The sequence below is a fragment of the Paenibacillus sp. Root52 genome, from assembly GCF_001426865.1.
Lineage (GTDB): Bacteria > Bacillota > Bacilli > Paenibacillales > Paenibacillaceae > Paenibacillus.
On the sequence record NZ_LMFO01000012.1, the window covers coordinates 354289 to 376238 of the forward strand.

The following is a 21950-nucleotide window of genomic DNA, read 5'->3' on the forward strand; positions in this document are numbered from 1 at the left end:
GATAATGTAATCTACATTACGTAGAACTTTATATATAGATAGGATGAATTTCATGAGCGTAGCGGAAATGAACACGGTCGATATGGCCCAAGTGTTAACGGGCGCATATGAATTAGGCGACATGATTAACCAATCTGCCGAAGTATCGGATTATTTATATTGGAAACAGCAAGTTGAGACAAACCCGGAGATTCAAGCCGGTATACGAAAGCTGAATGCCAAGAAAGAGCTATTCGAGGAAACCCAGCGCTTTGGACATTTTCATCCAGACTTCCATGCAGCCAAGGATCAGGTTACAGCGTTGGAATTAGAATTAGAGGGTTTTGAGGCAGTGGCACGTTTCAAGCAGGCTGAGAAATCCCTGGACGACATGCTGCATCAGATGTCAGAGACGATTGCATATGCTGTGTCTACTACGATTAAAGTTCCAAGCAATGATCCGAATCCCAAAGGTGGTTGCGGAAGCGGCGGGAAGTGCAGCTGCGGTTAAAATGACGTTTGATTTAATCCATTAGGCCGGATGCAGGAGCATCCGGTCTCCATGATCGAAAGGCGGGGGAAGAAGATGTTTGCGGAAAGGACAGGATTCATTATATGGGTAAGTGATTTGAAAGCGGCTCGTAATTTAGAAAAGTATGGCACTGTTCATTACATCTCCCGTCGTATGCATTATGTTGTGATGTATGTTAATGCAGAACGTGCTGAAGATACGATGAAAAATGTGAAACGACTTTCCTATGTGCGCAAAATTGAACGTTCCTATCGGAATGAGATCAAAACGGAGTACGCAAGTAAAACGATGGACAAGACAAGTTATTACGGCATCTAAATATCAATGTATGATCGCATAACAAACGATTATCCATGATTCATGGTGCATCAAGTATATAGAGTGACTCCTCGGAGTCGCTCTTTTATTCAATTGACATCGTACATGTCTTGTGAAAAAAATCTTAACATATACCTTGAGCTTACGGGACTTATGTTGTAATATATTTGGTAATAAATAGATAGAAAGTCCTATCTGGTGGAGAGTGATTCCCATGCGTGATAAGGTGATGCAACGTTGGAGCACCTACGAGCCGTTTTTCGTAGCTCTTGGAGACAAAAAAGTGGCAGACATCGTCATTACCCATCATGCCAAGATGCGGTATGCAGATCGCATTGAGCCCACACGTAATGATGATGACCATATTGCGGCATGGTTATGGGAGTGTCTGAAGCAGGATCGTATTACACCATACTACCGTAATGAGCAGGATGTATACCTCATTGATGAAGATTTGGTTGTTGTTGCTGAATTTTCCGAACTTGAAGGGGAATATGATATTGCCGGCAACCCACTTCACAAAATGATTGTGGTTACGTTTTTGGGTCGTATGTCAGAGACTATTGAGCTACGTGATTTGAAATCGTATTATTCGTGGCTAAGACATTCAAGACGAATGACTCTAGTCAAGAACAGTCGGAAGCATAAGTGATATCGGGAGATCTCACATTTTCTTAAATGATAGATTCAGGCTACATGGCATGCAGACAAGCTGCATGCTTTTTTGTTGGAATTCGCGAAATCGGATACAATGAGGTAAGTGTACAGAAGAGGGGCGAAGATATGAATTTCCATCAATTACACATTTTCTATACGGTTGCCGAGAAGGGAAGCTTCTCTGCGGCTGCTCAGGCGTTACATATGACTCAACCTGCAGTGACGATGCAGATTCAGTCGCTGGAGGATTACTTTGGCACCAAACTACTGCACCGTTCCACCAAAAAAATAGAATTATCTGAGGCGGGAATGACATTACTCCCTCATGCGAAACGAAGTGTTGAATTGGTTAGACACACAGATGAAGCGATGTCTGCATTCACTAAAAAGCTTCAGGGGAGATTACAGCTCGGAGCTAGCTTGACGATTGGAGAGTATGTGTTACCTCGAATGCTGGGACCTTTTGCTCGTCAATATCCCGATATTTCAATCGTGATGAAAGTCATGAATACATCACAAATTATGGACGAGATTCTGAAGCACCAGTTAAACTTTGGCTTGATTGAAGCGCCTATTCATCATCCAGATATGATCGTAGAGCCTGTTATGCGGGATGAGCTGAAGCTAATCGTTCCAGCGGGTCATGCCCTTGCTCAGCGGGGTGAGGTAGAGCTGGAAGAAGTGATGTCATATCCATTTGTGTTGCGTGAGAAGGGTTCAGGAACAAGGCAAGTGATGGAGGATCAGCTGCAAAAAAGAAAAATAGACCCTCAGGATATGAACGTAGTCATGGAGCTCGGCAGTACAGGTGCGGTAAAATCAGCCGTTGAGGCTGGTGTGGGCATAACGATGTTATCACCGTCATCTGTTCAACACGAAATTGCGCTTGGTCTGGTTCATATCGTTGATATTCGTGGGCTGGAATTCAAACGTCAATTCTATGCGATTCATCTCAAATCTTCGTTGCTGCCCTTATCAGCGGTAGCTTTTCTAAACTATTTGCGTGAGCAGGAGCAGGTCGAGTTACAACAATAATTCAAGCCATATCGAAGGGAGTCGTTCTTGATGAATCAGCCTAACGGACGTTGCGATCTTCATACACATAGCCAAGCTTCTGACGGAATGCAATCACCCGCCGCGAATGTGGAGCTTGCTAAACAAAAAGGTTTAGCGGCAATGGCACTCACAGATCATGATACGGTGGCCGGTGTTGCTGAAGCACTACGTACAGGTGAAGAAATGGGAATCGAGGTTGTTGCTGGCGTTGAAATTAGTACTCGTGCGGGTGGAAAAGACATCCACGTGCTTGGCTATTATGTAGATATTGAGGATAAGACGTTTCTGGAACGCTTGCGAAACTTAAGGGAAGCCCGTGAGGAGCGCAACCATCGGATTATTGCTAAGCTGCAAGAGCTTGGGCTCGCTATTAACTGGCAGGAAGTAATTGAAGGACTCGGACGACCACTGGAGCCGGATGAGAGTATTGGCAGACCACATGTGGCTGATGTACTAGTAAGTAAAGGATATGCGACGGATATGCGAGATGCATTTGATCGTTATCTAGCAGAAGGAAAGCCCGGATTTGTGTCAGTTCCCCGGGTGGCTCCAGAGGAGGCGTGCCGATGGATTCGGGAGGCAGGCGGAGCTGCTGTTATAGCGCATCCTGGTTTGTATGGGAATGACGAGCTTGTTCGAGAGATCATTCAGAACTCGAAACCCGACGGCATTGAGGTGTTCCATGCGGATCATGATTTGGCAGAGGAGCGCAAGTATGCTGACCTTGCCCTAGAATTTGGCTTGATTCAGACCGGAGGGTCGGATTATCACGGTGTGAGACAAGGTGTGGTTTTCCATGGCGATCTTGGCAGCAAGTCAGTCGCAGTTGACGTGTTGCAGAGCTTGCAAATAGCAGCGAGGCGCAATAGGGAGTCTTGATCGTTGGTTAGAGAAGAGAGCCTAAGAACAACGTAGAAATGATTTCTCTTTTCCGAAGATGGGTAGTCAGGTTAAATAATCATTGTAGGGCATGTGAACATGAGGGGGTAACCCATCGTGCTCACATGTTTTTTGAATTATAAAATTATGTGATTGAGTAATTCACCCATGCACCACGCGTTGCTCCAAGACGTTCGAATAATTGCTGCGCGCGTACATTGGTTTCTGCTGTGATCCAGGACATATAAGGGCACCCGTGTTCACGCGTATATTGCTGACACTGTTCGAATAATTTAGTTTCAACTTCGCTGTCTCGGAATGCTTCTACCACAAAAAGATCATTCATAATCGCTACACGTTCTGCTTTCATTGTGCTGTAGGTAAAATATAATGTGGAGAATCCAATCAGTTGATTATCTTGCTCCGCCACGAATTGAACCCCGATCTGATGATTGAGCAGGTTGTTGATCAATAGGTGGATAGCTTCGTCACCAGGCCAAAGGTTGTTATAAAATCCTACTACATATTCATGCATAAGTGCAGTAAGTGGGATTAAATCCTCAGGTTGGGTAGTTCGAATAATAACAGTCATGTAATAACCTTCTTTTCGATAAGGTAATAAAATATTAATTGAATTATAATACTGTTTATTGAATAAAAATGCAATACTGCATATGGGGATTGATACGTAAGCCCGTCTATTCCCGAAAAATTAAAATCCCCTAACCATGCGATGGTCAGGGGATTACTTGTCTTTATTTACACTCAGTTTAGGATGAGAAATGATTTATCCATTTTTGATGGTGGAAGGCAGACTTTTGATCAGTTCCTCATTGGGTGTAACAAACAAGGTTTTCTGATGATCATAGATGACAAAACCAGGTTTGGCACCGCTTGGTTTACGCACATGGCGGATAAATGTGTAATCCACAGGTACGCTGCTGGACTCTTTGGCTTGACTGAAATAGGCTGCAAGCTGTGCGGCTTCTTCCAATGTAGCTTCGCCAAAGTCGGTGCTGCGGATGACGACATGTGATCCCGGGATGTCTTTTGTGTGCAGCCACGTATCATTAGCGGATGCAAGGCGGTTCGTCACATATTCATTCTGCAAATTGTTCTTACCTACAAGAATATCAATCCCCTCTGAGGAGGTGAACTGATGCACAGTAGGACGATCATTTTTCTTTTTCTTTTTGCCCTTTTTGTTACGGTCACGAAGGTACCCCTGTTGCACAAGCTCATCTCGAATTTCTTCAATGTCGTTCATGGATGCGATGGATAGCTGTTGCAGCAGGTTGTCGAGATAAGCAATCTCGTCTTTCGTTTTTCCAAGCTGATCATGAATGACAGCTAGACTATTCTTGTACTTGTTATACCGCTTGAAATAACGCTGGGCGTTATCGGACGGCGTAAGTAACGGGTCAAGCTGGATCGTAATGGTTGCTTGATCTTCATCATAGAAATTAACAAGCTGAGCCGTTTTGTCGCCTTTGTTAACTTGGTGCAGCGAGGCAAATAGAAGCTCTCCCCACAATCTGAACTTGTCCGCATCATCCGCTTCTAGTAAATCCTTATTCAGGTTGTCCAACTTTTTGATATTTTTACTTCGTTCGTTTTGCAGGAAGCGGAGCAAGTCACTTACTCTTTGCTTTACGGTATCCCGTTCGGCTTTATCTCCGTAGTAATCTTCCATACATTTGCTGATCGTGTCGTACGTCTTCTCGCCATCTTGAATGCTCTGAAGCTGGATGGCAGAGAAGATCATTTTGCCCTTGGCATTCATGCCAGTGACAGGGGTGTAGGCATTGTTCTTAACGAGTCCCATCAGGGATTCAAAAGTATTCCAGAGCGCTTCCGCCTCGATGCGGTGCTCACCCTCAGTTGAAGTTAGCTTTTCACTGTCAGCAGCAACTGCCCGAGCAGTAATCTCACCTGCAATTAGCGGACTAAGACCGCTAAACGCATTCACGAGCCAGCGTGAAGCATCCTCTTCGGCAGTGGTGTAGCTGTTCTCGAACTCCGTTTTACTTATTTCAAGCGGATTGCTCTTATGTTGTTCTGGCGGTGCAGTATACGAGAAACCAGGCATGACCACCCGGTAACTGCTGATGGACGGAGTGACATGATGAATACCGTCTAAAATAGTTTCGGTGATGGGATCAAGCAAAATAATATTACTGTGCCTTCCCATAAGTTCAATGATGATGCGTTTTACTGAAACATCACCCAATTCGTCGCGTTGCCGCACATCGATATGGATGATACGCTCCATGCCGATCTGACGAATGTTCTCTATAATTGCCCCTTCACAATGTTTACGAAGCAACATACAGAACATCGGTGCTTCCGTGGGATTCAGAAATGTCTTTTCTGTATAATGCACGCGGGGATAGGTTGGACTTGCTGATACAAGCAGTTTACTGTTACCGCGCTGAGCACGTAGGGTGAGCACGACATCATGACCATTAGGCTGATGGATCTTACTAATACGTCCACCGATACAACCTTGCAGTTCATGAACAATGGCTCGGGTTACAATGCCGTCGAGTGCCATTTTCTCCACTTCCTCTCTATCGAGCGTCTGACTTCATGCCAGAGGCTACATCTATAAGTGTGTGTTCAAAAAGACCGATTTTTGAACTACTTCTTTAACTGAAACGAGCAACCGGGCTATGTATACAAAAGATAGGGCGGTTGTAGTTTTGCTGTTACTTACCTATGGAACGCTAAACTCGATTGCGTATATAACCACAGACTTTTATTTTAGCCTATTATGCCCCTTAGGGAAAGGATTCACCTTCCGTGTGCTAATCAAGGCCCTGTCCGAATACATATAGATTAGGTAGTTTGTCCGGCATAGTGTACAGCCTGTCGACCAGCGCGCCGGTGAAGCATGTGAGCTAGTTTTGCAGATGAAATACAGACTGGGAGGGAACCAAGAAGCATGGAACATACCAAGTGGCATCAGCTAAGTGATGAAGAGTTACGTAATACTCTTGGCGTTAGCCCGCAGGAGGGATTAACGGACGAAGCTGTAACAGAGAAGAGGAAAGTTGCCGGTTCAAACGAACTGAGCGAAGGAAAACGCATATCTCCAATCACATTATTGCTGAATCAGTTTAAGGATTTTATGGTACTGGTGTTGATGGGAGCGACGCTGGTATCCGGACTGCTTGGGGAGTATCTGGACGCGGTAACAATTGTAGCCATTATTGTACTCAACGCTATTCTAGGGTTTGTACAGGAATTTCGGGCGGAGCGATCTCTTCGTGCCTTGAAGCAATTATCAGCTCCTGCCGCTAAAGTACTTCGATCAGGACAAGAGATTCAGGTTGCGGCTAAACTGCTTGTGCCTGGTGATATTGTGCTGGTTGAAAGTGGGGATCGTATTCCTGCCGATGTGCGCTGGCTGGAAACGAACAGCCTGGATGTGGAAGAATCCGCTCTGACTGGTGAATCCGTACCTGTAAGCAAGCATTGTATGCCTATTGCCGCTGATGATGTGCCCTTGGGAGATCAGAAGAACATCGGATTCATGGGAACGATGGTTACACGCGGAACGGCACGCGGTGTTGTTATTCGTACAGGTATGGATACCGAGATGGGCAAAATCGCTGATCTGATCCAAAATACCGATGAACAAGAAACACCACTACAGCACAGGCTTGAACAGTTGGGGAAAATACTGATTTTCGTAGCACTCGGGCTCACCGTCATGGTTGTCGTTGCAGGTATTCTTCATGGACAACCAGCTGTAGGTATGTTTCTCGCTGGGGTCAGCCTTGCGGTTGCCGCAATTCCAGAAGGATTGCCCGCAATTGTTACCATTGCTTTGGCGTTAGGTGTGCAGCGTATGATCAAGCGAAAAGCCATCGTGCGGAAATTGCCATCTGTCGAAACGTTAGGCTGCGCATCAGTCATATGTTCAGATAAGACAGGTACACTCACCCAAAACAAAATGACGGTGACAGATGTCTGGTTAGAAGGCCGCGGAATTAAGGTAACCGGGGATGGGTATTCGCCAGAAGGACAGATGCTTGAGCATGGACGTCCTGTTGATCTGAAGAGTGACCAGACGTTGCGACGCCTATTGCAGATCAGTGCTCTTTGTAATAACGCCAGTATTGTTGAGAATAGAGGAGAAGAGCTTCGGAATAAGAAAAAAGGCAAAGATTCGAAGAAAGATTCCGACCAAGGTGTGGTTTGGGAACTGAAAGGTGACCCGACAGAGGGCGCACTAGTTACGCTGGCTTCCAAAATGGGACTTACACCTAACGGGCTCAAAGAATTATACGCACGTCAGCAAGAGTTCCCATTCGATTCTGATCGGAAGCGTATGTCTGTCCTTGTTCATCATCAGGGAGGACGAATGATCTACACCAAGGGTGCTCCTGATGTCCTGATTGGACAATGTAACTACATCTTATGGGAGGGTAAAGTAGTACCCTTCACAGGAACCTTACGACAGAAGGTCATGGCTGCGAACGAAAATATGGCTGCATCAGCACTTCGAGTGCTTGGGATGGCTTATCGTGATGTACGACCAGAAGAAAGAGTCGAAGATGAGAACACTGCGGAGAGCCAGCTTGTGTTTGTTGGCTTAGCAGGCATGATTGATCCACCGCGCCGTGAAGTTAGGGATGCTATTGCAACCTGCCGCAGAGCAGGTATACGAACCGTGATGATTACGGGTGATCATGGCACCACCGCTGAAGCAATTGCACAACAACTCGGTATTCTGCCGCGAGGAGGAAAGTCATTAAGTGGACTTCAGTTAGCGGGCATGGCGGATGAAGAACTGGATAAACATGTTGAGGGGATTTATGTCTTCTCAAGGGTTTCTCCTGAGCATAAATTACGAATAGTCAAATCGCTACAAAGGAAAGGGCATGTCGTTGCGATGACGGGGGATGGCGTTAATGACGCTCCAGCCATCAAAGCAGCAGATATCGGCATCGCGATGGGGATTACCGGCACCGATGTAACGAAAGAAGCGTCTGCCCTAATTTTGAGTGACGATAACTTCTCAACTATTGTAGCTGCTATTGAAGAAGGGCGTAACATCTATGAGAACATTCGTAAATTTATTCGTTACTTACTTGCCTCCAATGTGGGTGAGATATTGACCATGTTCTTCGCAATGATGATGGGCTTGCCTTTGCCACTCGTACCGATCCAGATTTTATGGGTCAATCTCGTGACGGATGGTCTTCCGGCTATGGCGCTGGGCGTGGATCAGCCAGAGAAGGATCTCATGGAACACAAGCCACGTGGTGCGAAGGAAAATATTTTTGCCCGTAGATTGGGCTGGAAAATTATAAGTCGTGGTGTCCTGATCGGTTTATGTACGCTGGGCGCTTTCTGGCTTACCTTACAAGCGGCTCCGGATCATCCGGGTCAACTGATCAAAGCGCAGTCTGTGGCTTTTGCGACGTTGGTTCTGGCTCAACTGATCCATGTGTTTGACTGCCGGAGTTCACGTTCTATTTTTCATCGGAATCCGCTCCAAAACAAATATTTGGTTCTTGCCGTCATTTCATCTGTCGTGCTGATGCTGATTGTAATGTACGTAGAGCCGTTGCAACCGATCTTCAAAACTGTACCGCTCGGCTTGCGTGAATGGGCGATCTGTATCGTTGCTGCCGGAATTCCTACGTTCCTTATGGGAGCAGGCAGCGTGTGGGGAGGCCGTCGCAACCGTCGCCGTATGGGGCCAGGGCGTTTCGTTCCGAAAAGTACAAAGTTTTCTGCATAAAATCAATACCTTTTACTTCCCATTTTCGTTATGCTATCCTCAAAATGCGTCGAAGCAAACGGCTTCGCCATTTTGCAGGATAGCTTTTTTTGGAAGCGGAGCTTCATCTCTTCTTCCAGTCATGAGAGCCTGACTTTTCAAAAAAAACATAACTTGAAATGAATAAACGCTTTGGCAGCATACTGCCAAAAGGAGTGGGAAGATAATATGGAATTTACGAAAATGCATGGACTAGGCAACGACTTTATCGTTGTATTTGGAGAACAGAAGCTTCCCGCAGACGCGCCAGAATTGGCTGTGAAATGGTGTAACCGATTTTTCGGAATTGGTGCGGATGGGCTCGTCTATATACTGCCTTCCGAGAAAGCAGATTTTCAGATGCGCATTATGAATTCAGACGGTTCCGAAGCCGAACAATGTGGTAATGCCATTCGATGTGTCGCAAAATATGTGTATGATCACGGTCATGTATCCGGTGAGAATATTACGATAGAGACGATTGGTGCAGGCGTACAACCGGTTAACCTTAACATTCGTGATGGTAAGGTAGAGACGGTTCGTGTGGATATGGGTGAGCCGATTTTGGACGGGCTTAAGGTTCCAACGACAGTGGATGCAAATCCTGTGGTTGATCATTCCATTGAAGCGAATGGTCAACAATTTAAGTTTACCGCCGTATCCATGGGGAACCCACACGCTGTTATTTATGTAGAAGATGCTGTGAATTTTGATCTCTCAACATGGGGGCCACTGCTAGAGGTACATCCGATGTTCCCCAAAAAAATTAATGTGGAATTCGCCACTGTTCGTGACCGCGGTTATGTAGATATGCGTGTATGGGAACGTGGAGCGGGGCCAACGCTGGCATGTGGAACAGGAGCCTGTGCAACACTCGTATCGTCAGTTCTGAACGGACATACCGACCGTACTGCTGTCGTTAGCCTCAAAGGTGGAGATTTGCACATTGAGTGGAATGAATCAGATAACCATGTTTATATGACAGGGCCTGCGGAAGTTGTTTTCAAAGGGATCACCTCATAAAATGAAGATTTAAGCCAAGAGAGGCCTGTGAGCCTCTCTTTTTGTATTGCAGAAATAGAAATTGGGTATATATGTTCAGTCATACATTCCATGAGAACAGACAGAACAGAACATATATCATCATAATTCCGGGAAAAAACCTGTGTTTTCCTTCGTTTTTTAGCGTTTTTTGTGTTACATTAGTATGAAATTGATCACAGCCAGGCGGGGGGAAATGGGATGAAGGCGGATTTACGGAGCGTAATGCAGGAGCGGGTTCTCGTGGGAGACGGGGCGATGGGAACATTCCTTTATCAAATGGGATTCCCGGTAGGTATTTCATATGAAGAGTTGAATTTAATTTCACCTGAAGTAGTGGCTGATGTACATCGTCGTTATCGAGATGCAGGGACAGAAATATTCGAGACGAACACATACTCTGCCAATTATGATAAGTTATCCAAGTTTGGCCTGGAGTCTAAGGTTGAGAGTGTGAACCGGGCTGGTGTGCGTATCGCCAAGGAAGTGGCAGGTAGCCAAGGTTATGTGCTTGGTGCTGTAGGTTCAATTCGCGGGGGGAAACGCACGAATGTATCTACAAGCGAGCTGAAACGCTTTTATGAGCAACAGATTTTTGCACTTCTTGACGAAGGAGTAGATGGTATTCTCCTTGAAACCTTCTATGATATCGAGGAGATGGACATTGCCCTTCTGCAGACTCGTAAGCTGAGTGACCTGCCCGTAATTGGACAATTTGCGGTTGAGCATGTTGGTCATACACTGGATGGATATACAATGCCTGAGGCGTTCCGGATTATGCGTGAACAAGGTGCCGATGTGATTGGCTTCAACTGTCGCACAGGTCCTAACGGTATTATGCGTGCGATGGAAACGGTATCTGGCCGAATTGGTATTCCAATGTCCGTCTATCCTAATGCGGGAGCCGCGGATTACGTAGATGGTGAATTCCGTTATGGTGCAACTCCGGAGTACTTCGGTCAGACAGCAGTACAGTTTGCCGACTTGGGTGCTCGGATTATCGGTGGTTGCTGCGGAACAACGCCTGATCATATCGCTGCTATGGCTGGAGCCTTAGCCGACTACCAAGCTGCTCCAATTGTCCAGCCTGACCTAACGGATCCCAAACCACGTATTGTCCTACATGAACATGTGGATGAGCGTGCTGGTCGTGGAGGACAACCTACAATTGTTGATCTAGTGAAGCAACGTCATACGGTTATCGTTGAACTTGACCCACCACGTGATCTAGATATCGCTAAATTCATGAAAGGTGCCGAGGTACTAAAGGCAGCAGGAGCTGACGCATTAACACTCGCTGACAACTCGCTTGCTGTTACCCGGATGAGTAATATGGCTCTGGGACATCTCGTTCAAGATCGCACAGGACTGCGCCCGCTTGTGCATATCGCATGCCGGGATCGTAATCTCATCGGTACGCAATCCCACATGATGGGCTTTGATGCGCTCGGAATTAATCATGTGCTCGCCGTAACCGGAGATCCAGCCCGTTTCGGTGACCTCCCGGGTTCAAGCTCGGTATATGATCTAACTTCCTTCGAAATTATTCGAATGATCAAGCAACTGAACGATGGTGTAGCTTTCTCGGGTAAACCACTCAAGCAAAAAGCGGGGTTCGTAATTGGAGCCGCATTCAATCCAAACGTGAAACATCTGGACAAAGCCGTTCAACGTTTGGAGAAAAAGATTGCCTCCGGCGCTGATTACATCATGACCCAGCCGATTTACGATCCACAATTAATTGTCGCAATGCATGAAGCAACCAAACATCTGGAAATCCCTATTTTCGTTGGCGTAATGCCGCTCGCAAGTGGACGAAATGCGGAATATCTCCATAACGAGGTACCGGGAATTCAGCTGTCGGATGAAGTGCGGTCACGCATGGCTGGTTTGGAAGGCGAAGAAGGCCGCGCGATGGGCGTGAAAATCGCCAAGGAACTATTGGATGTAGCCACCATGTATTTTAAAGGCATCTATCTAATGACGCCATTTATGTTCTACAACATGACGGCGGAACTTACGCAATATGTGTGGGAGAAGTCAGAGCACCAATGTCCTACTTGTTTCAACCCTAATAATCAATTACAATAGTGTAACGGATGTGATGCCGATGTCATTCAGTATGACCGGATACGGTCAATCCGCTTTTCATTTTGGCGGCTATAAGGTACAGTTGGAAGTCAAATCGGTCAATCATCGTTATTGTGAAGTGATGATGCGTCTACCGAAAGAGTGGACATGTTATGAAGACGGATTGAGGAAAATCGTACAGGGCCGTTTGAAACGCGGGCGGATTGATGTTTATGTAATGAAAGAAAAAGATGAAGACCAGGCTCTCCCTGCCATGCTCAATGAGCAGGCGGTTAGAGCCTATCTGCAGGCTGCAGAGCAGTTGGAGACCCGGTATGGGATGCAGGGCAAGCCGACCATTATGGACATACTTTCGTTGCCAGATGTCATGGTTCATTCGGAAGGGGTTAATCTCCTGACGGAAGAACAGAAGGACGAGTGGGAACGTGTTCTGCAGGAGGGACTTGAAGAAGCTCTGTCCGGTCTGGAACAGATGCGCGCTCGCGAGGGTCTTCATCTGGCCAGTGACCTGGAACGACGAATGAGTCGTCTGGAGTCACTGCATACCGAGATGCTTACTCTTGCACCTACTGTGGTAAGTGATTACCGCAACAAGCTAAGACAAAGGCTTACGGAAATGCAGGAAGAAGGCTCTTTCCCTTTTGATGAGCATAAATTGGGTATGGAAATTGCTGTGTTTGCCGATCGTTCTAACATAGAAGAAGAGCTTACGCGTTTACTCAGTCACTTTGGACAGAGCAGGGAACTGCTGAAGAGTGATGAACCTGTGGGACGCAAGCTGGACTTTCTTATTCAAGAGATGAATCGTGAAGTTAACACGATTGGATCAAAAGCCAACCATTTGGCTCTAGTGAACCGTGTTGTCGAGATGAAGGCGGAACTGGAGAAAATTCGTGAGCAAGCAGCGAATATCGAATGAACGGTCATATTTCGGCAGAAGAGTCGCATGTATAGGGGGAAGAACCTGATTATGGCAATCAAACTCATTAACATTGGATTCGGTAACATCGTATCGGCGAACCGGATTATATCCATCGTAAGCCCGGAATCGGCGCCGATCAAGAGGATTATACAAGAGGCAAGAGACCGTCATATGCTGATTGATGCAACGTATGGAAGACGTACTCGTGCCGTAATTATTACGGATAGTGATCATGTCATTCTGTCTGCGGTACAGCCAGAAACGGTTGCCCATCGTCTTTCTTCGAAAGATGATGATAACGACGAATAAAATGGAGTGTAATATGTCTAAGGGATTACTGATAGTGTTGTCCGGCCCATCTGGGGTCGGGAAGGGTACAGTATGCAGCGCGCTGCGCAAACGGGTGCCGAATTTGACTTATTCCGTATCGGCAACAACCCGCCAGCCTCGTCTGGGTGAAGAGCATGGAGTCAACTACTTCTTCCATTCGCATGATGAGTTTCTAAGTATGATTGCTGAAGATCAACTGCTGGAACATGCAGAATATGTTGGCAACTATTATGGAACTCCGCGTGATTTTGTGGAGAAAACAATTAACGAAGGCCGGGACATCATTCTTGAGATTGAAGTCCAAGGTGCGTTAAAAGTAAAAGAAAAGTTCCCGGAAGGGATCTTTGTGTTTCTACTTCCTCCTTCTTTGGACGAGCTTAAAGATCGCATTCAAGGCCGCGGTACGGAAAGTCAGGCAACAATTGACCACCGGATGTCCGTTGCTGTAGATGAGATCAGCTTATTGGAGCAGTATGATTACGCAGTTGTTAATGATGAAATTGATTTGGCGTGTAAACGAATAGAAAGCATCATTATCGCCGAACATTGTAAGATCAATAAATAATCTCTTTTACCGCAGCAACATGCGATATTCCACACGACTACAGTCATAGGATATATAGATAAAGAACGCGTTCGTGAGGATGACGGATACAGACTGGACTGTGTAGGTGCATGTTCGAATTAATCGTGGTGTTTTCATTACCGTGAAAATGATCTATTTGAACAGCCTCTTGAAGTTCGGTCTGGCGGTGAAGGGTGACTATACTAATGTGAAGAGGTGTTTTGTAACTATGCTGTATCCTTCTATTGATGAAATGATGAACAAAGTCGACAGCAAGTATTCTCTTGTTGTTGCTGCTTCTCGCCGGGCTAGACAACTTCGTGAAGGCGAAAAATCCGATCTGAGAAATGCAAAATCCAATAAACAGGTTGGCGTTGCGCTTGAAGAGATTTATGGTGACTTGCTCGTTGTCATCAAAGGACAGGACGAAGAAGAGGAAGAGTAAGCCGTCAGCGGCTGCTCTTCAACTGCATACGGCGTAAGCCGGATTTATTTGACAACCGCGAGGTTGTTATTTTTTTCTCTATTGAATTCTTCTTATAAGGAACCAAAGGTACGTGTTCAAAAAGGTCGGTTTTCAGTACCGAGAAGATGGGATGAAGGTAGAAATGGAGTAGCGGAGCGTAGGCCAAACTACGTGAGCAACGGACATTTCGGCTGAATCCCATCTTCGACGCTGAGATGCCTCCAGGCATCCTTCGTAATCAAAAGCGGACTTTTTGAACAACCTCTAAAGGGATGACAAGATAGATTCCTATTCATCGTTTATATGTCGCATAGACTGGGGGAAATTAACATGTTGAACGGCAAAAAGATCGTGCTTGGAGTCACAGGAGGCATCGCTGCTTACAAAGCAGCAACACTATGCAGTAGACTTGTGCAAAGAGGAGCGGATGTTCATGTTATCATGACGGAATCTGCTAAACAGTTTATTACGGAGTTAACACTGCAAACCTTGACGCGCAATGTTGTATATAGCGATACGTTTGATGAGCGCGAACCATCGGTTGTTTCACATATTCATTTGGCTGATCTCGCCGATCTTGTATTGGTAGCTCCAGCTACCGCGAATGTGATTGCGAAGATGGCACATGGTATGGCGGATGATATGTTATCCACCACGCTCCTAGCTACTACTGCTCCAGTAATGATTGCACCGGCTATGAATGTTCATATGTATGATCACCCGGCTGTGCAACATAACATGAACCTATTAGTCCAGCGTGGAACGTTAATGATTGAGCCAAGCGAAGGACAATTGGCCTGTGGTTATGTAGGCAAAGGAAGGCTGGAAGAGCCAGACACAATCGTTGACGTGGTTGAACAATTTTTTGCGAATAAAGCGAGTGGTAACAATACTGGACACGTCTCTTATGTTTCGGCACCAGCAACCGAGCAAACGACTACACAAACGGCTACAGAAGCACGGCTATTAACAGGAAAAAAAGTCGTTGTCACAGCGGGAGGTACCATTGAACGTATTGACCCAGTTCGCTACATTACGAATGACTCTTCAGGCAAGATGGGCTTTGCAGTTGCGGCTATAGCGCAGGAGCTTGGAGCTGAAGTTACACTCATCATGGGCAATACACAGGTCAGCCCACCCGCGAATGTACAGGTGATTCGGGTGCTGTCTGCTGATGAAATGTATGATGCTGTCCTAAGCCAATGGAATGAAGCAGATATTGTAGTGAAGGCAGCGGCTGTGGCTGATTATCGTCCTAAGGAAACTTATAAGGAAAAGATGAAGAAAACTGGCGATACATTATCGCTTGAACTTATTAAAAATATAGATATTCTCGAAACATTAGGGAAGCAGAAAACCCATCAATTTCTGATCGGTTTTGCAGCAGAGACGAATGATATTGAACGGTATGCACGAGAAAAACTGGAACGGAAAAACTGTGATCTGATCGTAGCCAATGATGTCACCCGTGCAGGTGTAGGATTTGGAACAGATACCAATGCGGTGAACATTTATGACCGTGAGGGTTTGGTAGAAGAGCTTCAGGTAATGGCCAAGGAAGACGTGGCACGCCAGTTGCTTTCAATTGCGGCGGAGCGCATTGCCGGGAGGAATTAATATGGAGATCGCCAAGGTTATTGTCGATGTTCCTGTGAAGGAAACCGACCGACCTTTTGATTATCTTGTGCCAGAATCGATGCGAGAATGGATCGAAATTGGCAGTCGGGTAGGTGTACCTTTTGGACATCGGACGGTGCAGGGATTCGTCGTTGATCTCGTACCTCGCACTGGAAATGAGACATTTAAGCTCAAGCCTGTTCAGGAGCTGCTGGATATTGTTCCGCCTTTGTCCAAAGATCTGGTGGAACTAGCAGAATGGATGAGTGATCGTTATGCGAGCAATCGCATTCTATCTCTACAAGTGATGGTACCCACAGCTTTAAAAGGGAAAGCGGAGCGTTACATCTCTATTGGAGATGCACTCGATGCTAAGACGGCGAGTTCGTCGCCGAATGAAGAGGTTCTTTTTGTGTGGGGAGAAGAATCAACTACGGAGAAGGTACAGCAGGATATCATTCGATTCGTACAAAGCCGTGGACAAGTCCCTCTTCAACAGCTAAGTCGAAAGTACCCTAATCATGCACCCTTGATCAAAAAACTGCTCCTAGGTGGCATATTGTTAGAAAGCCAGGCCATCAAGGATAAAATGGGCAAAAAGACGATGAAGTCTGTGGATCTTGCGGTTGACACGATGGCAGCACAAGAAGCACTTGATGCATTCCCAGCGAAGGCGCAGCGTCAGAAGGAAGTATTGTCCTTTTTGCTCGAGATGAAAGAACTGTTGCCTATGCCAATGAAGGAATTGTTGTCAACGCTTCAGGTATCTGCGGCTACTGTCAAAGGACTGGAAGAGAAGGGATTACTCGTAACAGAGGACGTTGAAGTCTTTCGTGATCCTTATCAGGGCAGACAGTTTCGGGCGACCGAACCGCTCTTGCTCACACCGGAACAACAACATGTGTATGATAGCATCAACGGTAGACTACTGGAGAGACGCCACGGCGTCTTTTTGCTTCATGGTGTAACGGGAAGTGGCAAAACGGAAGTCTATCTGCAAACGATACAACAGTGCATTGATCAGGATCGTCAAGCCATAGTGCTTGTACCCGAAATTGCCCTGACTCCTCAAATGGTTGAGCGTTTTAAAGGGCGCTTTGGGGATCAAGTCGCGGTCATGCACAGTCGTCTGTCAGGTGGGGAGCGTTACGATGAATGGCGTAAAATTAGAGAGGGTCAGGTCAAGGTAGCGATTGGCGCACGATCAGCGGTATTTGCACCGTTCAGCCGTCTTGGATTAATTATTATGGATGAGGAGCATGAGACCTCTTATAAGCAGGAGGAAACACCAAAATATCATGCTCGTGATGTTGCGGTAAAAAGAGCTCAGCAGCACCAGGCCGTTGTGGTTCTTGGTTCTGCGACGCCTTCGCTAGAAAGTTATTACGCTGCTCGCTCTCAAAGTAATGATGAATTCGCGCCACTCCTGCTAGAGATGCCCACTCGGGCGCTTGGTAATAACCTACCTGATGTACGTATTATTGATATGCGTGAGGAACTTAAGGACGGCAATCGTTCGATGTTCAGCCGGGCGTTACACAAAGGTCTGGAGGAACGCTTGGAACGTGGAGAACAAACGGTGCTGCTTCTAAACCGCCGCGGATACTCTACTTTTGTGATGTGCCGAAGTTGTGGTTATGTAGCCGGTTGCCCAGAGTGTGATATTTCTCTGACGTACCATCAACGATCTAATAATCTTCGTTGTCACTATTGTGGTTATGCGGAAGCGGCTCCGGAAGTATGTCCGGATTGCGGAAGTGAACACATTCGATATTTTGGAACAGGGACTCAGCGTGTAGAGGAAGAGCTTGCTAAGTTATTCCCCGGAATTCGCGTCATTCGGATGGATGTGGATACAACAACAGAGAAGGGTTCACACGAGAAGTTGCTGAAACAGTTTCGGGAGAAGAAGGCGGATGTCCTACTGGGTACACAGATGGTCGCTAAAGGGCTGGACTTCCCAGATGTGACGCTGGTAGGGGTCATTACGGCCGATTCGGCATTAAATTTACCTGATTTCCGAGCTGCGGAAAAAACATTCCAGCTGCTGACTCAAGTTGCCGGCAGGGCAGGACGACATCAGCTTCCAGGTGAAGTTTTTGTGCAATCTTATACGCCAGAGCACTACTCGATCGGTCATGCTAGTCAGCACGATTATGTATCGTTTGTACGTGAAGAATTGCTGCATCGACGTAATCTTCAATATCCGCCATACTGTCGGCTCATTCTGGTGACTTTTTCACACGAGCAACTACCGGTACTGATCCGGCTTGCTGAAAACTACACCCGAATGTTAAAAGAACGTGCAAACGCAGCAGGGTGGTTAGGAAGTATGGATCGTTTCAGCAACGAAGCCTTTGACGTACTCGGGCCTGTAGCCTCGCCGATTCCTCGGATCAAGAATAGATACAGATTCCAATGTATGATAAAATGGCGTGGGGATGTAGACGCTATTGGGCTCGCTCTAGCGACAGCTCGGCGCATGGACGATGATGTGCAAGCGCAGAAGTTGCTAATTAGTCTTGATGTAGACCCGCAAATGTTAATGTGAACAGGCGGTATAAACATAGATTAGTAAAAACATGCATCGTAGCTGGAGATATAACTACACAGCTTGATGTTTTGAAATTATGATGAGGATTAGGAAGGTGCTTACAACATGTCGATTCGCATTATCGTGAAAGAACCGGATGAAGTGCTACACAAAAGAGCTAAAGAAGTAACTAAAGTCACACCGAATGTACAAAAGCTGCTGGATGATATGGCAGATACGATGTACGATGCTGAGGGTGTAGGGCTTGCGGCGCCACAAGTAGGTATTTTGAAACGTTTGATTGTTATTGATGCTGGAGATGAACAGGGCCTGATCAAAATGATTAATCCTGAAATTATCTCAAGTGAAGGCGAGCAGTTCGGACCGGAAGGCTGCCTGAGTATTCCTGGAATTAATGGGGATGTACGTCGCTTTGAGACAGTGACCGTCAAAGGATTGGATCGTGAAGGTAATGAACTGATTATTACGGGCAGCGGTCTGTTGTCCCGTGCATTCCAACATGAAATTGATCATCTGGATGGAGTGCTCTTTACTGATATTGCCGAGAAAGTATACGAAATTTCTGCGGATCAGACAGGACCTCGACGTAATTAAGGAGTGATGGATTTGAATATTGTTTTTATGGGAACCCCAGATTTTGCTGTTCCTTCTCTAGATATGCTAATTGCGGAAGGATACAATGTGGTCGGTGTCGTAACACAGCCGGATAAACCACAAGGCCGCAAAAAGATACTCACACCAACACCTGTAAAAGCTGCAGCCGAGCGTTATGGCTTACCTGTATTTCAACCGGTTAAACTTCGCGATCCAGAAGCAGTGGCTCGGCTCGCAGAGTGGAAACCTGATCTCATTGTTACCGCAGCATTTGGGCAGATTCTGCCCAAAGCCGTGTTGGACATGCCTGTTCGTGGCTGTGTGAACGTACATGGATCACTTTTGCCTAAGTATCGCGGAGGTGCCCCAATTCAACGTTCCATTATCAATGGGGAGTCGGTTACTGGAGTAACGCTCATGTATATGGCAGAAGGACTGGACACCGGGGACATGATCTCGCGCGTAGAAGTACCGATCACAGATGAAGATACATCAGGCTCGATGTTTATCAAGCTGAGTCAAGCGGGCTCTAAATTGTTACAGGAAGAAATGCCTAGATTAATTGCAGGAGAAACAACGGCTGTCCCTCAGGATGATGCCGCAGCTTCGTATGCCCGCAATCTGACTCGAGAAGATGAGAAACTAGACTGGAGTCGCTCCTCACGAGAGCTGTTTAATCAGATCCGTGGTCTTGTACCATTCTCTGGAGCATTCACCATGTGGGATGATCAAGTCTTCAAAGTATGGGCAGCGATGAATCCGAATTCAGATGTCCAAGGGACTTCTCAAACGGGTCAAACCGAGCCGGGCACTGTTTTGCAACTGGGTGCTAATGGTATCGAGGTGTCAACAGGCAGCGGTTCACTCTGGTTGACCGAAGTTCAGCCGGCAGGTAAAAAAGTGATGAAGGCTGTAGACTTTGGTCGTGGCGGTACTTTGAAACCAGGCACGGTGCTGCGATGAACGGAAATACATCAGGCCGTACATCAAGCCAGGGGAAACAAGCACAACATTCAACGAAACGTACCCACTCTAAGAAGGGTCAGAGCAACGGCAAGCCTGCTCATGCTCAAACTAAAACCGCTGCTAGGTCTGCTTCACGAGGGGCTGAACGCTCGTCTGGTCCCAAAACCTCTGCCCGTAACGTTGCCGTAAAGGTACTTAGTGCAGTTGAACAAGACGGGGCATACAGCAATCTAGAGTTGAATCGCCGATTAAAAGAAGCTGATTTAAGCCCAGCAGACGTAGGTTTAGCGACCGAATTAGTCTATGGAACAATCGCAAGGCTGAACACACTGGATTATTATTTGGAGCGTTATGTAGCCAAAGGTGTGTCTAAGTTACAGCCGTGGGTAAGAAGCTTGTTACGGATTAGTGTGTATCAAATGTTGTATCTGGATCGGATTCCTGAGCATGCAGTTGTCAGTGAAGCGGTGAATCTGGCGAAAAAGCTGGGTCACCAAGGTGTTTCTGGTATGGTGAATGGCGTTTTGCGGAATATGATTCGTAATCGTGATGAGCTTCGAATACCGGATAATCTACCTGCTGCTGAACGGATTGCGCTGGAGCATTCACATCCGCTGTGGATGGTAGAGCGCTGGATCGCTCAATATGGTGCAGAGACAGCAGAAGCCATCTGCCGTGCCAATAATGAGCCTCCTGCAGTCAGTGTTCGTGTGAATACAACGATGACAACACGAGAGAAGCTGATGGGCGAGATGGAGAGCGCGGGAGCAACGGTAGAGCCTTCCCGACTGAGTCCTGATGGTATTCTGGTGCGTAGCGGAGGCAATATGGCTCTTACATCCTGGTATCGTGATGGTCTGTTATCTGTGCAGGATGAGAGTTCCATGCTGGTGGCTGAAGCAGTCGCACCCGAAGAAGGACAAACCGTGCTGGATTGCTGTGCAGCCCCTGGTGGCAAGACAGCACATATGGCTGAGAAAATGCAAGATCGTGGGCGAATTATAGCGAATGACCTGCATGCTCATAAACGTCAATTGATTATGGATCAGGCGGATCGTCTGGGATTAGGCTGCATTGATGCCGTTACTGGTGATGCACTAGATCTGAATGAACGTTATCCTGCCGCTTCATTTGATCGAATTTTGCTGGATGCGCCATGCTCAGGTCTTGGTGTTATCCGTCGCAAGCCAGATGTCAAATGGACCAAGTCTCCTGAAGATATCGACGACATTTCAGGTCTACAGCGTGAGTTGCTGGATCGTGTAGCCCCACTTCTGAAGCCAGGAGGGGTGCTGATATACAGCACATGTACGATCGAACCAGCGGAAAATGAAATGATGGTGTCTGACTTCTTGCAACGTCATCCTGAATTCGAAGCGGCTGATTCGACATGGTCTGATAAGGCATTGACTGAATTGAAATCCGTCAACGGAGGTGTGCAAATTTTGCCGCAATATGCACACAGCGACGGATTTTACATTGCCCGTTTGATCCGCACGGCGAATTGATGAATTGTATAGTGCATGAGCAAGGGCCGCCGAGGGTAACTTCGGCGGATTTCTTTGTGAGAAGCATGCCTTTTTTATGGGGTCATAATGAAATGGTTGAAC

General features: G+C 46.6%; 19 protein-coding genes. 17 read left to right on the plus strand and 2 right to left on the minus strand.

All coding sequences use genetic code 11. The features are described 5' to 3' along the window. Nucleotides 1-52 precede the first annotated feature (52 nt). The 5 genes from ASD24_RS13125 (at nt 53) to ASD24_RS13145 (ending at nt 3421) form a co-directional block, all read left to right on the plus strand. A complete protein-coding gene (locus ASD24_RS13125) occupies nt 53-490 on the plus strand; it encodes a YlbF family regulator (protein WP_056696347.1) in 438 nt (145 codons plus the stop codon). A gap of 75 nt (nt 491-565) precedes the next feature. Further along, the gene (locus ASD24_RS13130) at nt 566-829 is read left to right on the plus strand and encodes a YlbG family protein (RefSeq protein ID WP_056696929.1); all 264 of its coding nucleotides are present in this window, start codon (nt 566-568) and stop codon (nt 827-829) included. Nucleotides 830-1043: 214 nt separating this feature from the next. Beyond that, a complete protein-coding gene (locus tag ASD24_RS13135) occupies nt 1044-1481 on the plus strand; it encodes a hypothetical protein (protein WP_056696348.1) in 438 nt (145 codons plus the stop codon). A 131-nt stretch (nt 1482-1612) separates the two neighbouring features. Next, complete coding sequence (locus ASD24_RS13140) at nt 1613-2521, plus strand: selenium metabolism-associated LysR family transcriptional regulator (protein WP_056696931.1); 909 nt, start codon at nt 1613-1615, stop codon at nt 2519-2521. Nucleotides 2522-2551: 30 nt separating this feature from the next. After that, complete coding sequence (locus ASD24_RS13145; protein ID WP_056696349.1) at nt 2552-3421, plus strand: PHP domain-containing protein; 870 nt, start codon at nt 2552-2554, stop codon at nt 3419-3421. Nucleotides 3422-3566: 145 nt separating this feature from the next. On the opposite strand, the gene ASD24_RS13150 is transcribed toward ASD24_RS13145, so the two are convergent. Both ASD24_RS13150 and ASD24_RS13155 read right to left on the minus strand, forming a co-directional pair. Then, nucleotides 3567-4013: a GNAT family N-acetyltransferase gene (locus ASD24_RS13150; RefSeq protein ID WP_056696351.1), complete on the minus strand. Its 447-nt coding sequence runs from the start codon at nt 4011-4013 to the stop codon at nt 3567-3569. A 195-nt stretch (nt 4014-4208) separates the two neighbouring features. Beyond that, the gene (locus tag ASD24_RS13155; RefSeq protein ID WP_056696354.1) at nt 4209-5975 is read right to left on the minus strand and encodes an Rqc2 family fibronectin-binding protein; all 1767 of its coding nucleotides are present in this window, start codon (nt 5973-5975) and stop codon (nt 4209-4211) included. Nucleotides 5976-6365: 390 nt separating this feature from the next. Here ASD24_RS13155 and ASD24_RS13160 point away from each other — a divergent pair, with 390 nt between their 5' ends. From ASD24_RS13160 to rsmB, 12 genes are all read left to right on the plus strand, one after another. Further along, a complete protein-coding gene (locus tag ASD24_RS13160; protein ID WP_056696355.1) occupies nt 6366-9176 on the plus strand; it encodes a calcium-translocating P-type ATPase, SERCA-type in 2811 nt (936 codons plus the stop codon). Between the two features lie 207 nt (nt 9177-9383). Next, nucleotides 9384-10217, plus strand: a complete 834-nt coding sequence (gene dapF, locus ASD24_RS13165; RefSeq protein ID WP_056696358.1) for a diaminopimelate epimerase — start codon at nt 9384-9386, stop codon at nt 10215-10217. Nucleotides 10218-10436: 219 nt separating this feature from the next. Beyond that, nucleotides 10437-12326, plus strand: a complete 1890-nt coding sequence (locus ASD24_RS13170; RefSeq protein WP_056696359.1) for a bifunctional homocysteine S-methyltransferase/methylenetetrahydrofolate reductase — start codon at nt 10437-10439, stop codon at nt 12324-12326. A gap of 19 nt (nt 12327-12345) precedes the next feature. Then, nucleotides 12346-13245, plus strand: coding sequence for a YicC/YloC family endoribonuclease (locus ASD24_RS13175; protein WP_056696361.1), 900 nt, complete (start codon nt 12346-12348; stop codon nt 13243-13245). Nucleotides 13246-13296: 51 nt separating this feature from the next. Beyond that, nucleotides 13297-13557, plus strand: coding sequence for an extracellular matrix/biofilm regulator RemA (gene remA / locus ASD24_RS13180; protein ID WP_006209218.1), 261 nt, complete (start codon nt 13297-13299; stop codon nt 13555-13557). A gap of 13 nt (nt 13558-13570) precedes the next feature. Beyond that, complete coding sequence (gmk, locus tag ASD24_RS13185; protein ID WP_056696363.1) at nt 13571-14143, plus strand: guanylate kinase; 573 nt, start codon at nt 13571-13573, stop codon at nt 14141-14143. Nucleotides 14144-14372: 229 nt separating this feature from the next. Then, nucleotides 14373-14588, plus strand: coding sequence for a DNA-directed RNA polymerase subunit omega (gene rpoZ, locus ASD24_RS13190; RefSeq protein WP_056696365.1), 216 nt, complete (start codon nt 14373-14375; stop codon nt 14586-14588). A gap of 351 nt (nt 14589-14939) precedes the next feature. Next, nucleotides 14940-16226, plus strand: coding sequence for a bifunctional phosphopantothenoylcysteine decarboxylase/phosphopantothenate--cysteine ligase CoaBC (gene coaBC / locus ASD24_RS13195; RefSeq protein ID WP_056696367.1), 1287 nt, complete (start codon nt 14940-14942; stop codon nt 16224-16226). Between the two features lies 1 nt (nt 16227). Next, nucleotides 16228-18777 (plus strand): primosomal protein N', encoded by a 2550-nt coding sequence (gene priA, locus ASD24_RS13200; protein WP_056696368.1) that lies wholly within the window; start codon nt 16228-16230, stop codon nt 18775-18777. A 108-nt stretch (nt 18778-18885) separates the two neighbouring features. Further along, the gene (gene def / locus ASD24_RS13205) at nt 18886-19374 is read left to right on the plus strand and encodes a peptide deformylase (protein WP_056696370.1); all 489 of its coding nucleotides are present in this window, start codon (nt 18886-18888) and stop codon (nt 19372-19374) included. Nucleotides 19375-19380: 6 nt separating this feature from the next. Continuing rightward, nucleotides 19381-20337: a methionyl-tRNA formyltransferase gene (gene fmt / locus ASD24_RS13210; protein ID WP_200956153.1), complete on the plus strand. Its 957-nt coding sequence runs from the start codon at nt 19381-19383 to the stop codon at nt 20335-20337. Next, nucleotides 20334-21848 carry a 16S rRNA (cytosine(967)-C(5))-methyltransferase RsmB gene (gene rsmB / locus ASD24_RS13215; protein WP_056696375.1) on the plus strand — a complete coding sequence of 505 codons (1515 nt, stop codon included), beginning with the start codon at nt 20334-20336 and terminating at the stop codon, nt 21846-21848. The genes fmt and rsmB overlap by 4 nt, the downstream gene beginning before the upstream one ends. Nucleotides 21849-21950: the final 102 nt, after the last annotated feature.

Bases quoted from the DNA above. Each gene is read 5' to 3' on its own strand.
- ASD24_RS13125 (WP_056696347.1), top strand. From the start codon at position 53: ATGAGCGTAGCGGAAATGAACACGGTCGATATGGCCCAAGTGTTAACG.
- ASD24_RS13130 (WP_056696929.1), top strand. From the start codon at position 566: ATGTTTGCGGAAAGGACAGGATTCATTATATGGGTAAGTGATTTGAAA.
- ASD24_RS13135 (WP_056696348.1), top strand. From the start codon at position 1,044: ATGCGTGATAAGGTGATGCAACGTTGGAGCACCTACGAGCCGTTTTTC.
- ASD24_RS13140 (WP_056696931.1), top strand. From the start codon at position 1,613: ATGAATTTCCATCAATTACACATTTTCTATACGGTTGCCGAGAAGGGA.
- ASD24_RS13145 (WP_056696349.1), top strand. From the start codon at position 2,552: ATGAATCAGCCTAACGGACGTTGCGATCTTCATACACATAGCCAAGCT.
- ASD24_RS13150 (WP_056696351.1), bottom strand. From the start codon at position 4,013: ATGACTGTTATTATTCGAACTACCCAACCTGAGGATTTAATCCCACTT.
- ASD24_RS13155 (WP_056696354.1), bottom strand. From the start codon at position 5,975: ATGGCACTCGACGGCATTGTAACCCGAGCCATTGTTCATGAACTGCAA.
- ASD24_RS13160 (WP_056696355.1), top strand. From the start codon at position 6,366: ATGGAACATACCAAGTGGCATCAGCTAAGTGATGAAGAGTTACGTAAT.
- dapF (WP_056696358.1), top strand. From the start codon at position 9,384: ATGGAATTTACGAAAATGCATGGACTAGGCAACGACTTTATCGTTGTA.
- ASD24_RS13170 (WP_056696359.1), top strand. From the start codon at position 10,437: ATGAAGGCGGATTTACGGAGCGTAATGCAGGAGCGGGTTCTCGTGGGA.
- ASD24_RS13175 (WP_056696361.1), top strand. From the start codon at position 12,346: ATGTCATTCAGTATGACCGGATACGGTCAATCCGCTTTTCATTTTGGC.
- remA (WP_006209218.1), top strand. From the start codon at position 13,297: ATGGCAATCAAACTCATTAACATTGGATTCGGTAACATCGTATCGGCG.
- gmk (WP_056696363.1), top strand. From the start codon at position 13,571: ATGTCTAAGGGATTACTGATAGTGTTGTCCGGCCCATCTGGGGTCGGG.
- rpoZ (WP_056696365.1), top strand. From the start codon at position 14,373: ATGCTGTATCCTTCTATTGATGAAATGATGAACAAAGTCGACAGCAAG.
- coaBC (WP_056696367.1), top strand. From the start codon at position 14,940: ATGTTGAACGGCAAAAAGATCGTGCTTGGAGTCACAGGAGGCATCGCT.
- priA (WP_056696368.1), top strand. From the start codon at position 16,228: ATGGAGATCGCCAAGGTTATTGTCGATGTTCCTGTGAAGGAAACCGAC.
- def (WP_056696370.1), top strand. From the start codon at position 18,886: ATGTCGATTCGCATTATCGTGAAAGAACCGGATGAAGTGCTACACAAA.
- fmt (WP_200956153.1), top strand. From the start codon at position 19,381: ATGGATTTGAATATTGTTTTTATGGGAACCCCAGATTTTGCTGTTCCT.
- rsmB (WP_056696375.1), top strand. From the start codon at position 20,334: ATGAACGGAAATACATCAGGCCGTACATCAAGCCAGGGGAAACAAGCA.